Annotated in this window: 11 protein-coding genes and 1 pseudogene; 8 read left to right on the top strand and 4 right to left on the bottom strand. The window is 71.8% G+C overall.

The features are described 5' to 3' along the window. The first annotated feature begins 98 nt into the window (after window positions 1-98). From SPOPO_RS0120045 to SPOPO_RS0120020, 6 genes are all read left to right on the top strand, one after another. Complete coding sequence (locus tag SPOPO_RS0120045; RefSeq protein WP_019876821.1) at window positions 99-329, top strand: DUF7455 domain-containing protein; 231 nt, start codon at window positions 99-101, stop codon at window positions 327-329. Window positions 330-498: 169 nt separating this feature from the next. Then, window positions 499-1,395 carry a DUF4394 domain-containing protein gene (locus SPOPO_RS0120040; RefSeq protein WP_019876820.1) on the top strand — a complete coding sequence of 299 codons (897 nt, stop codon included), beginning with the start codon at window positions 499-501 and terminating at the stop codon, window positions 1,393-1,395. A gap of 118 nt (window positions 1,396-1,513) precedes the next feature. Beyond that, window positions 1,514-2,305 carry an aldo/keto reductase gene (locus SPOPO_RS30710; RefSeq protein ID WP_019876819.1) on the top strand — a complete coding sequence of 264 codons (792 nt, stop codon included), beginning with the start codon at window positions 1,514-1,516 and terminating at the stop codon, window positions 2,303-2,305. 62 nt (window positions 2,306-2,367) lie between these two features. Next, window positions 2,368-2,523 carry a hypothetical protein gene (locus SPOPO_RS34475; RefSeq protein WP_019876818.1) on the top strand — a complete coding sequence of 52 codons (156 nt, stop codon included), beginning with the start codon at window positions 2,368-2,370 and terminating at the stop codon, window positions 2,521-2,523. 22 nt (window positions 2,524-2,545) lie between these two features. Continuing rightward, entirely contained in the window at window positions 2,546-3,034 is a 489-nt protein-coding gene (locus SPOPO_RS0120025; RefSeq protein ID WP_019876817.1) for a DUF456 domain-containing protein, read from the top strand. A 151-nt stretch (window positions 3,035-3,185) separates the two neighbouring features. Next, window positions 3,186-3,593, top strand: coding sequence for a VOC family protein (locus SPOPO_RS0120020; RefSeq protein ID WP_019876816.1), 408 nt, complete (start codon window positions 3,186-3,188; stop codon window positions 3,591-3,593). A 102-nt stretch (window positions 3,594-3,695) separates the two neighbouring features. Here the strand turns inward: SPOPO_RS0120020 and SPOPO_RS0120015 are convergent. The 4 genes and pseudogenes from SPOPO_RS0120015 to SPOPO_RS30705 all read right to left on the bottom strand — a co-directional run. Then, window positions 3,696-5,060 (bottom strand): annotated as a pseudogene (locus SPOPO_RS0120015) (RNA polymerase sigma factor); the annotation flags it as partial. Between the two features lie 203 nt (window positions 5,061-5,263). Then, entirely contained in the window at window positions 5,264-5,833 is a 570-nt protein-coding gene (locus tag SPOPO_RS0120005) for an HhH-GPD-type base excision DNA repair protein (protein WP_019876813.1), read from the bottom strand. Between the two features lie 145 nt (window positions 5,834-5,978). Continuing rightward, the gene (locus tag SPOPO_RS0120000; RefSeq protein ID WP_019876812.1) at window positions 5,979-6,788 is read right to left on the bottom strand and encodes an ABC transporter permease; all 810 of its coding nucleotides are present in this window, start codon (window positions 6,786-6,788) and stop codon (window positions 5,979-5,981) included. Between the two features lie 3 nt (window positions 6,789-6,791). Next, window positions 6,792-7,919 carry an ABC transporter ATP-binding protein gene (locus SPOPO_RS30705; protein ID WP_019876811.1) on the bottom strand — a complete coding sequence of 376 codons (1,128 nt, stop codon included), beginning with the start codon at window positions 7,917-7,919 and terminating at the stop codon, window positions 6,792-6,794. A 112-nt stretch (window positions 7,920-8,031) separates the two neighbouring features. Here SPOPO_RS30705 and SPOPO_RS0119990 point away from each other — a divergent pair, with 112 nt between their 5' ends. Beyond that, the gene (locus SPOPO_RS0119990; protein ID WP_019876810.1) at window positions 8,032-11,670 is read left to right on the top strand and encodes a hydantoinase B/oxoprolinase family protein; all 3,639 of its coding nucleotides are present in this window, start codon (window positions 8,032-8,034) and stop codon (window positions 11,668-11,670) included. Window positions 11,671-11,744: 74 nt separating this feature from the next. Continuing rightward, window positions 11,745-12,176 (top strand): hypothetical protein, encoded by a 432-nt coding sequence (locus tag SPOPO_RS0119985; protein WP_019876809.1) that lies wholly within the window; start codon window positions 11,745-11,747, stop codon window positions 12,174-12,176. Window positions 12,177-12,214 lie beyond the last annotated feature (38 nt).

Here is a 12,214-nt window from a genome sequence, read left to right as displayed (position 1 = left end):
TGCGTGATCGGAAAGACCTAGCGGGTAACGTCCAAGGACGGGAACCAATCACGTCGGAGGATTGTTAGCCCGGGTACCACCGATCGAGAGGGGCGACCGTGACCACACTGCTTGCCACGACCACCTCGCTGACGGCTGCCGACCGTTGTGACCGCTGCGGCGCCCAGGCTTACATTCGCGTCGTGCTGTCGGAGGGCAGCGACCTGCTCTTCTGCGCCCACCACGGCCGCCAGTACGAGCTCAAGCTGCGCGAGATCGCCACCGAGTTCCACGACGAGACCGACCGGCTCGCGGGCACTCCGGCGACCGCTTCCGCCGACGAGCGGTAATTCCCAGCCGATTGCCAGCCGACGACTTTCGACGGCGGCCACCTGTGGGTGGCCGCCGTCGTCGTCTCTCGGCACGGCACCTGAGGACCGGGTCCGCCTCGGTCCAATCCGGAGTCCGCTCGGCGGCGTATAGGGGGTGATTCCGCCCCCGACGTACGGAGACTCCCCCATGAAGGCCTTGATCGCTGCGCTCGCCGCCGGCGCCGCCGTGAGCACGCTGACCCTCACCGCGATGCCGAGCGCGAGCGCCGCACCCACCGGCCCCACGAAAGCCTGCGGCGCGGACCGGAGCGCGGGCTTGGAGGCGGTGGCGATCGCCGCGAGCGGCACGCTGCTCTGCCTCGACGTCCGGAACCCCGGCGACGCCCGCGCGATCGGCAAGGTGACCGGGCTCGACTCCGGTAGCCGGTTGATCGGCATCGACTACCGGCCGGAGAACGGCAAGCTCTACGGCGTCGGCACGAACGGCGGGTTGTACACGATCCACACCGGCACCGCGAAGGCGACCAAGGTCGCGACGATGAGCATTACGCCGTCCGGGGCGACCTTCGGGGTCGACTTCAACCCGGTCGTCGACCGGCTCCGCATCGTGAGCGACACCGGCCAGAATCTGCGTGTCGACGTCGCCACCGGCGCCACCACCGCGGACACCGACCTGACCAACCCGGTGCCGGCTCCCGGCACCGGCACCCAGGGCGCCCGGGGCGTGACCGGTGCCGCGTACACCAACAACGACAAACTGGCCCGGACCGACACCGCCACCACGCTGTTCGACATCGACACGGTGCTCGACCGGGTGGCGCTCCAGTCCCCGGCCAACGCCGGGACCCTGGCACCGACCGGCAGGCTCGGCATCGACGTCGCCGCGGAGAACGGGTTCGACGTCTACTCCTACCTCAGCAAGGGCGTGGCGACCCGCAACGTGGCGTTCGCCGCCCTGCGCACCGGTTCCCGTACCGCGCTGTACCGGGTGGACCTCCTCGACGGGAGCGTCGTCTCCCTCGGCCGATTCGCGGCCAAGCGAGGCGAGATCATCGGTCTGGCGCTGCCGTTGAATCAGCGCTGACGCGTCGAGTCGACCCCGGAATGCATCGGGCCGGCCGGGTAGTTTCCTGATCGTGAGCGATCGAGGAGCAGCCGGCCGCGCCGGCTCGGTGCAGCTGGGGTCACTGTCCGTTTCTCGCATGGGCTACGGCGCCATGCAGATCACCGGCGAGGGGGTCTGGGGCCCGCCGGCGGACCGGGACGGGGCGATCGCCGTCCTGCGCCGGGCTGTCGAGCTCGGCGTCGACTTCGTCGACACGGCCGACTCCTACGGCCCGTACGTCAGCGAGGAGCTGATCCGCGAGGCGCTGCACCCCTACGACGGCGTCACGATCGCGACCAAGGGCGGTCTGCTGCGCACCGGTCCGCGCGAGTGGCACCCGTGCGCGCGGCCGGAGTACCTCCGCCAGGAGGTCGAGATGTCGCTGCGCCGGCTCGGGCTCGAGCAGATCCCGCTCTACCAGCTGCACCGCGTCGACCCGCTCGTCCCGCTCGAAGACTCCGTCGGCGAGTTGGTCGCCCTCCAGAAGGAGGGCAAGATCGTGCACATCGGCCTCTCCGAGGTCGACGTCCCGCAGATCCAGGCCGCCCAGGCGGTCGCGGAGATCGTCAGCGTCCAGAACCGCTTCAACCTCGCCGACCGCGTCCACGAGGCCGTCCTGGACCACTGCGAGGCCGCGGGCATCGCGTTCATCCCCTGGTACCCGGTCGCCACCGGCGCCCTCGCGCGTCCGGGCGGGATCCTGGACAAGTTCTCGAAGAGCCACGGCGCGACGCCCGCTCAGCTCGCGCTGGCGTGGCTGCTGCGCCGCTCGCCGGTGATGCTCCCGATCCCGGGGACCAAGTCGGTCGCCCACCTCGAGGAGAACGTCGCCGCCGTCGACGTCACCCTCAGCGACGAGGAGTTCACCCGGCTCAGCGCCGCGGCCTGACGCGCCCTAACACGGCCGAAGATCGTTCGGATCCAAACGGACACTTCGGACGTCCAAGGCCCATGTCGGTGGTCGAGTTCACGTACACCCTCGCGGTGCGCTTCGCGCTGCTGATGGTGCTGCTGGGCGTCGTCGGCGGCCTGAGCTACGGCGCGACCCACTGGGAGCCGCGCGTGGACGCCGGCACTTCCGAGACCCGGAACTTCCAGGACCCCTGATCGGCTCGGCTAGGTTCGGTGCGTGGACACCCTCGCGCTGAACCTGCTGGTCGGCGCGGTCATCCTGGTCGGGCTGGTCGGGGTCGTCGTTCCCGCGCTGCCGGGCGTGCTCCTGATCTGGGGCGCGGTGCTGGTCTGGACCCTCGCGTCCGAGGGCGACGGCCGGTGGGTCGTCCTCGCGCTGGTCAGCGCGGTCGCGGCCGCGTCGCAGGTGATCAAGTTCCTCATCCCGGGCCGCCAGATGCAGGCCGCCGGGATCCCGACCCGCACGCTGCTGCTCGGCGCCGGGCTCGGCGTCGTCGGGTTCTTCGTGATCCCCGTCGTCGGCGCGCTGATCGGCTTCGTCCTCGGCGTCTACCTGGCCGAACGCTCCCGCCTCGGCGCGCACGACCCCGCCTGGGCTGCCACGAAGACCGCACTCCGGGGCGCCCTGCTCTCGATCGCGATCGAGTTCGCCGCGGGCGTCGTCTGCGCCGGGATCTGGCTCGCCGGCGCGATCGCGACCGCCTGAGGGCTGTGGACAACAAGGGGTGACACCCCTTACTGCGCAGTAAGGGGTGTCACCCCCTTCTTGACCGCGCAGAAGTTCCTTCGACCCGGCCGATGAGTTCTGTCGGTCCCTGCCGTCAGGATCGGTGTCACCCACTGACCCGGAGGTCTTGATGAGCTTCGACCCGTACCTGTTCTTCACCGGCAACTGCCGCGAGGCGATGTCCCGCTACCAGGAGATCTTCGGCGGCGAGCTGTCGATCATGACGAACGGCGAGGCGCCCGAGGGCGAGGGCATGCCCGGCGCCGGCGCGGACGCCGTCCTCCACGCCGGTCTGACGATCGGCGACCGTTACCTCATGGCCTCGGACGACCCGACCGGCAACGACGGTCCGAAGGTCGGCGTCGCGGTCTGCCACACCGCCCCGGACGCCGGCGAGGCCAAGCGCATCTTCGACGCGCTCGCCGAGGGTGGCGAGGTCCAGATGCCCCTGGGTGAGACGTTCTTCTCCCCCGCCTTCGGCGCCTGCGTCGACCGCTTCGGCGTCAGCTGGATGGTGATGGTCGACCAGGCGCACTAGCCCGTGCCTTAACCCCGAAAGCGCAGTACGGCACCCGGATTTTGCTTCCGGACGTGCTGTACTGCGCTTTCGGGAGTCGGCGGCGCTACGCGCGCAGACGGATCAATCGAGGTAGTCGCGCAGGACCTGCGAGCGCGACGGGTGGCGCAGCTTCGACATCGTCTTCGACTCGATCTGGCGGATCCGCTCGCGGGTCACGCCGTAGACCTTGCCGATCTCGTCGAGGGTCTTCGGCTGGCCGTCGGTCAGGCCGAAGCGCATCGAGACGACGCCGGCCTCGCGCTCGGAGAGCGTGTCGAGGACCGAGTGGAGCTGCTCCTGGAGCAGCGTGAACGAGACGGCGTCCGCGGGGACGATCGCCTCGGAGTCCTCGATCAGGTCACCGAACTCGGAGTCGCCGTCCTCACCGAGCGGGGTGTGGAGCGAGATCGGCTCGCGGCCGTACTTCTGAACCTCGATGACCTTCTCGGGGGTCATGTCGAGTTCCTTGGCCAGCTCCTCCGGGGTGGGCTCGCGGCCCAGGTCCTGGAGCATCTGACGCTGGACGCGGGCGAGCTTGTTGATGACCTCGACCATGTGCACCGGGATACGGATGGTGCGGGCCTGGTCGGCCATCGCGCGGGTGATCGCCTGGCGGATCCACCACGTCGCGTAGGTCGAGAACTTGTAGCCCTTGGTGTAGTCGAACTTCTCGACCGCGCGGATCAGACCGAGGTTGCCCTCCTGGATCAGGTCCAGGAACAGCATGCCGCGGCCGGTGTAGCGCTTGGCGAGGGAGACGACAAGGCGGAGGTTCGCCTCGAGCAGGTGGTTCTTCGCGCGGCGGCCGTCCTCGGCGATGATCTGCAGCTCGCGCTGCAGCTTCGCGTTGAGCTTCTCCTCGCCGTTGATCTTCTCCTCGGCGAACAGGCCGGCCTCGATGCGCTTGGCGAGCTCGACCTCCTGCTCCGCGTTCAGGAGCGGGACCTTGCCGATCTGCTTGAGGTAGTCCTTGACCGGGTCGGCCGTGGCGCCGGCCTGCGCGACCTGCGCGGCGGGCTCGTCGGCGTCGTCCTCGTCGGAGATGACGAACTCTTCGGCCTCGAGCTCCTCGCCCGCGGGCTCCTCGGCCAGGGGCTCGGCCGTGAGGTCACCGGCGAGCTCGCCCTCGGCCACCTCCTCGCCGGGCGCACCGGCGAGCTCGGCCTCGGTGGCCTTGCCGGCCTTCTTGGTCGCCGCCTTCTTGGCAGTGACCTTCTCGGCGGGTTCCTGGGCGGCCGCCTTCTTCGCCGGGGCCTTCTCGGCGGCCTTCTTGGCGGCCGGGGCCTTGGCGGCGGTCTTCTTCGCCGGGGCAGCCTTCGCAGGCGCCTTCTTCGCCACGCTCGCCGAAGCGGTGGTGCGCGCGGTCGCCGCACGGGCGGCAACGGTGCGCGCAGTTCCGTCTGCGGCGGACAAAGCGGACTCAGGTGGCATGGGGGTGGCCGACACGAACTACCTTCCGACGATCGAGGCGCGTCCGGAGGGAGCGCCGGTCGAGCTTGGCGCGGTCACGTTCCGGCGCACGGCATTTTGACACGTGATCCGTGTTCGTGTCGGAGCGGGTCCTGCCGCACGGCCCCGGACACTCGCCGAACCCGGGCCGCATCCCTGTATAGCGCGCGGACGGGCGACACGCCGGGAGGCCGCTCCGGCTATTTCGATCCAGCTTTCGCGGCGGCCTTGGCGGCCTGCTTGAACTCCCGGACCTTCACCGCGGAATCGGCGTCGACGATGTCGGCGGCGGAGCGGTAGCCGTCCAGGGCGTAGTCGCCCGCAGCTTTCTCCCAGCCCTTCGGCCGCACGTCCATCTGCTTGGCGACCAGCGCGACGAGGATCTTCGCCGTCTGCGCCCCGACGCCGGGGAGCTCCTGGAAGCGCTTGAGCAGGTCCGCGCCGTCCTTCGCCTCGGTCCAGAGGCGGGTGACGTCGCCGTCGTACTTCTCGACGACGAGGGCCGCGAGCTCCTGGATGACCTTCGCCTTGGCCCCGGGGAACCGGTGGATCGCCGGCGGGGTGCTGCACAGGTTCTTGAACGCCTCCGGGTCGGCGGCGGCGATCTCGGCCGGGTCCAGCGACCCGAACCGGGTCAGCAGCTTCCAGCCACCCTTGAACGCATCCTCGACCCGGTACTGCTGGTCGAGCTGCATCCCGATGACCACCGCCAGCGGGTACTGGTCGAGAACCGCGTCAGCCTCCGGCACACCGGCGATCTGGAATCCCATGAGCGCGATCCTGCCACGCGCAACGGCCCCGCTTCACCCGCCGGATCCGCGCTCCACCGGACGGGTGGGACCGGTGAAGCGCAGGTACGACGGGTGAAGCGGGGCCGTGCTCCTACAGCGGGTGTGACAGCGGGCGGAATCGAGGTCAGGCGTCCCGGCGGGCGAAGACCGCGGACGAGACGAGGGTGGTCGCGGCGACGAAGGCCAGGAACGTCAGGCCGCCGGCCAGCGCGCCGAGGGCGACGAGGTCGAAGCCGGGGCCGTCGCCGCCGGGCAGGTTCACCATCTGCGCGCCGGCCGTGAAGGGCAGGTGCGCGGCGATGTCCTCGCCGAGGCCGGACTTGGGACCGGTGAGGGCCCAGATCGCGAGCGGCTCGACCAGCGCCGGGAGCGCGACGAGGACGATGCCCGCCGCGGTCGCGCTACGCAGGAGGGCGCCGAGGCCCACGCCGAGGAGCGCGGTCAGGACGACGAGGGCGACGAAGCCGGCCAGCGCCCGCTCGGTGTCCCCCGCGGTGAGCAGGCCCGTGCCGAAGCCCGATCCGATCTCCGCGCGGCCGACCGCGAACGCGGCCCCCAGAGACAGGACCGCGGTCAGGGCGGCGAACAGCCCGACCACGATCAGCTTCGCGAACAGCAGCACCCCGCGCCGCGGGACCGCGGTGAGCGTCGAGTGCATCAGGCCGTGGCGGTACTCGGTGCCGAGGGCGGCAACGCCGATCAGGCCCGCGAACAGCGCCGGGAACGAGAGCGGGCCGACGCCGGAGGAGCCGGTCAGCAGGCTGACGATCGTCTCGGGCTCGGACAGGAACTCCTCGCCCCGGAGGATCTCGCGGGCGACGATCTCGGCCACCAGGGCGGCCGACGCGATCGCGGCGAGCACGAGCACCCACGTCGAGCGGATCGACCGCAGGCGGATCGACTCGTAGCGCAGAGCGCCGATGAACGTACGCATTGCTCAGCCCTTCCCGGCGGCGGAACCGGCGGCGGCGCCGTCGGCCTCGATGGCGGACTCGGTGTCGGACTCGGTGTCGGACTCGGAGTCGGAGGCGGAGTCGGCGGCGGCGGCGCCGTCCCGCTCGAACTCGCCGACGACGTCGAAGGTCTGCGTGTCCCAGTCCGCCGGGCCGCTCGAGGTGGCCTGGGCCGGGATCCGGGGCCCGGCGGCGTGGGCCGGAACGACCGCGCGGGCGGTGAACTGCGATCGCGGGGCGGTGAGCTCAAGGAACGCGTCCTCCAGCGGAGCCGACCGCAGCGTCAGCTCGTGCAGGACGATGCCGTTGCGGAACGCGAGCTCGCCGATGATCGCGCGGTCGACGCCGCCGACGGCCAGCTCGGAGTTCTCGCCGCGCTCGACGTCGGCGCCGACCTCGGCGAGCAAACGGCGCAGCCGCTCGACGTGCGGGGTGCGGACCAGCACCCGGCCGGCGGTCGAGCTGCGGCCGGCGAAGACGTCGGCGGGCTCGTCGGCGATGAGGCGGCCCTGGCCGATGACCACGAGGTGGTCGGCCATCTGGGACATCTCCGCCAGTTGGTGGCTGGAGACGAAGACCGTGCGGCCCTCGGCGGCGTAGGCGCGGAGGAAGCCGCGCAGCCACTGGATGCCGGCCGGGTCGAGGCCGTTGGCCGGTTCGTCGAGAATCAGGACGCGGGGGTCACCGAGCAGCGCGGCGGCGAGGCCGAGGCGCTGCACCATGCCGAGCGAGTACGCCCGGGGACGCTTCCTCGCGACCGTGGTCAGGCCGACCCAGTCGAGCACCTCGTCGACGCGCTTGCGGCCGATGCCCTGCGAGGCGGCGAGCATGCGCAGGTGCGTACGCGCCTTGCGCCCCGGGTGCAGCGCGCGGACGTCGGAGACGTACCCGACCTCGCGCAGCGGCTGACGCAGCTTCCGGTAGGGCACGCCGTCGAAGAGGGTCTCGCCCTCGCCGCGGTCGAGGCCCAGCATCAGGCGGATCGTCGTGGACTTGCCGGCGCCGTTCGGGCCGAGGAAGCCGGTGACCACGCCGGGACGGACGTCGAAGGACAGGTCGTCGACGGCGGCCACGCCGCCGTACTTCTTGCGCAGGTTCCGCGCCTGGATCATTGCGGGGCCCTCTCTGGTCCGGTCACGCGTGGTACTGAAGTTACCTAGCGAGACAGGAGAAACCTCGGAGGCTCGCGGTACCGCGATTTGCGTGATGCGAGAACCTGTTCCGGTGGACGTGCGCGACGGGGGCTGGCGGTTCTGGATCGACCGCGGCGGGACCTTCACCGACGTCGTCGCCCGCCGGCCCGACGGACGGGTCGTCACGCACAAGCTGCTCTCGTCGAACCCGGAGCGGTACGCCGACGCCGCGGTGGCCGGGATCCGCTTCCTGCTCGGCCTGGGGGCGGACGAGGAGATCCCGCCGGGCGCCGTGGCGGAGGTCCGGCTCGGGACGACGGTGGCAACCAACGCGCTGCTGGAGCGGCGCGGGGCGCGGACGGCCCTGGTCATCACGGACGGGTTCACCGACGCCCTGACGATCGGCTACCAGAACCGGCCGCACATCTTCGCGCGGAGGATCGAGCGCGCGACCCCGCCCGCGGAGCGGGTGATCGCCTTCGCCGAGCGGATCGCCGCCGACGGGACCGTCGTCCGCGCGCCCGACCTGGCCGCGCTGCGGACCGAGCTCGAGGCCGCCCGTGCGGATGGCGTCGAAGCCGTCGCCGTCGTGACGCTGCACGCACCGTTGCACCCGCAGCACGAGGCCGCCGCCGCGGAGCTCGCCCGGGAGCTCGGGTTCGGCGAGGTCGCCGCCTCCGCGGAGGTCAGCCCGCTGCGCAAGCTCGTCCCGCGCGGGGACACGACCCTGCTCGACGCGTACCTGTCCCCCGGACTGCGCCGCTACGTCGACGCCCTGGCGGCCGAGCTACCCGGCGTCCGGCTGCTGTTCATGCGCTCGACCGGCGGGCTGACCGACGCCGCGACCGTGCGCGGCAAGGACGCGGTCCTCTCCGGCCCGGCCGGCGGGATCGTCGGCATGGCGCGGTCCTCGGCCGCGGCGGGGTTCTCGGCCGTGATCGGCTTCGACATGGGCGGGACGTCGACGGACGTCTCGCACTACGCCGGCGCGTACGAGCGGGTGGTCGACTCCGAGGTCGCGGGGATCCGGCTGCAGGTCCCGATGCTCGACATCTCGACCGTCGCCGCCGGGGGCGGGTCGATCCTGCGCATCGTCGACGGTCGCTTCCGCGTCGGCCCCGAGTCGGCGGGCGCGCACCCGGGCCCGGCCTGCTACCGCCGCGGCGGTCCCGCGACCGTCACCGACGCGAACGTCGTGCTCGGCCGGATCTCGCCCGCGCACTTCCCCGCGGTCTTCGGCCCCGACGGCGACCAGCCCCTCGACCCTGACGCCGCCCGCGCCGCGATCGCCGCCCTCGCCCCCGCAGTGGAGAGCGGGGTGGAGGAGCTCGCGGCCGGGTTCCTCGCGGTCGCGGTCGACAACATGGCGAACGCGATCCGGCGGATCACGGTCGCGAAGGGGCGGGACCTGAGCCGGTACGCGCTGGTCTCCTTCGGCGGCGCCGGCGGGCAGCACGCGTGCGCGGTCGCCGACGCGCTCGGGGTGACGACGGTCCTCGTGCCGCCGCTGGCGGGTCTGCTCTCCGCGGTCGGCATCGGGCTGGCGGATCTGACGGCCCGTCGGACGCAGGCCGTCGAGCGGGCGCTGGACCCGGCGTCGGAGACCGAGCTGGAGACACTCGCCGACTCCCTCGCCGCCGAGGCGACCGCCGAACTCACCGAGCACGGGGTGCCGGTCGACGGCATCCGCGTCGACCGGGTCGCGCACCTGCGCTACGACGGGACCGACACCCTGATCGAGGTCCCGCTCACCGACGCGGCGACGATGACGAAGGCGTTCGTCGCGGCCCACGAGAAGACCTACGCCTTCCGCCTCGACCGCCCGCTGGTCGTCGGATCGCTGACGGTGGAGGCGATCGCCGCCGGCCCGGTGGAGATGTCATCTCCACCGTCGTCGGCCGAATCGGTGGAGACGACATCTCCACCGACGGTGCCGCTCCATGCCGGCGACGCCTGGCACGAGGTCCCGCTGCTCACGCGGTCCGCGGTCGTCGAACCGGTCGCGGGACCGGCGCTGATCGTCGAGGACGGGGCGACGACCGTCGTCGAGCCGGGCTGGGCGGCGGAGTCGGTGCCGAGCGGCCACCTGGTGCTGCGCCGCACGGAGCGCCGGGCCGATCGACTCGAGTCGCGGGACGCGACCGCTGCACACCCGGTGCGACTGGAGATCTTCGCGAATCTGTTCGCCTCGATCGCCGAGCAGATGGGCGCGCGACTGCGGGCGACGGCGCAGTCGGTGAACATCGCCGAGCGGCTCGACTTCTCCTGCGCGGTCTTCGACGCCGCGGGCCACCTGATCGCGAACGCGCCGCACATGCCGGTGCACCTCGGGTCGATGGGCGCGAGCGTCGGGGCGGTGCTCGCCAAGCACGGGACGGCGATCCGAGCCGGTGACGTCTACGTCGTCAACGACCCGTACCGGGGCGGGACGCACCTGCCCGACGTCACGGTCGTGACGCCGGTCTTCCCCGCCGACCTCGGCCCGGCCCCGGCGCCGCACGTGCCGGAGGTGCCGCTGTTCTTCGTCGCGTCGCGCGGCCACCACGCGGAGATCGGCGGGATCTCCCCCGGCTCCATGCCGGCCGACAGCCGGACCCTCGACGAGGAGGGCATCCGCTTCGACGCCGACCTGCTCGTGCGCGACGGGGACTTCCGCGAAGTGAGCATCCGTCAGCTCTTGACGTCCGGGCCCTACCCTTCGCGTAACCCGGACCTCAACCTCGCCGACCTGCGCGCCCAGGTCGCCGCCAACACCAAGGGCGTGACGGAGCTGGCACGGGCCGTGCACGAGCACGGCCTCGACGTCGTCACCGCGTACATGGACCACGTGCAGGACAACGCAGCCGACGCGGTGCGCCGAGTGATCGACGCCCTCGACGACGGCGAGTACCGGTACGAGATGGACACCGGGGCGGTCATCGCGGTGCGCGTGACCGTCGACCGCGCGGAGCGCACTGCGACGCTGGACTTCACCGGCAGCTCGCCCCAGCGCGACGACAACTTCAACGCGCCCTCCTCCGTCGTCACCGCCGCCGCGCTGTACGTGTTCCGCACGCTCGTCGGCGAGGACATCCCGATCAACGACGGCTGCCTGCGCCCGTTGCGACTGGTGATCCCACCCGGCAGCATGCTCGCGCCGACCTACCCGGCGGCCGTCGTCGCCGGCAACGTCGAGACCTCGCAGGCGGTGACCGGCGCGCTGTACGCCGCCCTCGGCGTCGCGGCCGAGGGCAGCGGGACGATGAACAACGTCAGCTTCGGCAACGCCCGGGCGCAGTACTACGAGACCGTCGCCTCCGGCTCCGGCGCGGGCCCGGACTTCGACGGCACCGACGTCGTCCAGACCCACATGACCAACTCCCGGCTGACCGACCCCGAGGTCCTCGAGGCCCGGTTCCCCGTCCTCGTCGAGGAGTTCTCGATCCGGCGCGGCAGCGGCGGGGACGGCGCCCACCGCGGCGGGAACGGTGCCGTCCGCCGGCTGCGGTTCACCGAGCCCGTCAGCGTCAGCCTGCTGAGCAACCACCGCCGGATCCCGCCCTACGGCCTGGCCGGGGGCGAACCGGGAGAACTCGGGCGAAACGCCCTCGTGCGCGCGGACGGCACCGAGGTCCCGCTGGGTGGCTGCGACCGGATCGAAGCAGGGCCCGGCGACGTGCTCGTCGTCACAACCCCGGGTGGCGGTGGTTACGGTCCACGCTCCGGCGTGGCGACGGAAGGTAACGGGTAAGCAGCACCACGTTTCTGTCGCGCTTTCTGCTGCTTATCCTCTGCCAGTCCCCTCGGAAGTTGCAGGAGTTCACCATGTCCCTCCAGCCGCGTCACGCCGTCGCCGCTCTCGCGTGCGCGTTCATCGTCGGCACGGTCGGGGGCGGCATCCTCCTCGGCGGTGGCGGCGATGCCGCGAACGGGACGACGATCCCGTTCAACCCCACCTCCGACGAGGAGACCACGACCCCGAGCCCGACACCGAAGGCGAAGGGCAAGGGCGGCTTCACCGCCGAGGCGATCTCGGAAGGCAAGCGGATCGTTATCACCGGCACCGGTGCCGAGCCGGGCGCCAAGCTCGTCGTCCAGCGCAAGGAGTCCGGTGGCTGGCAGGACTTCCCCGCCCGCGCCACCGCCGCGAGCGACGGCAGCTACTCGACCTACATCATCACGTCCCGCGCCGGCACCTACCGACTCAAGGACACCGGCTCCGACGCCGCCTCCGCCCCGGTCCAGATCGACCCCTGACACCCCACCCGCCGGCCGTCCGGCCCCGTCGTCAAGAA

The sequence above is a fragment of the Sporichthya polymorpha DSM 43042 genome (assembly GCF_000384115.1).
GTDB lineage: Bacteria > Actinomycetota > Actinomycetes > Sporichthyales > Sporichthyaceae > Sporichthya > Sporichthya polymorpha.
The sequence above is the reverse complement of the archived record's forward strand: the minus strand, read 5'-3'. Positions and strand labels throughout refer to the sequence as shown.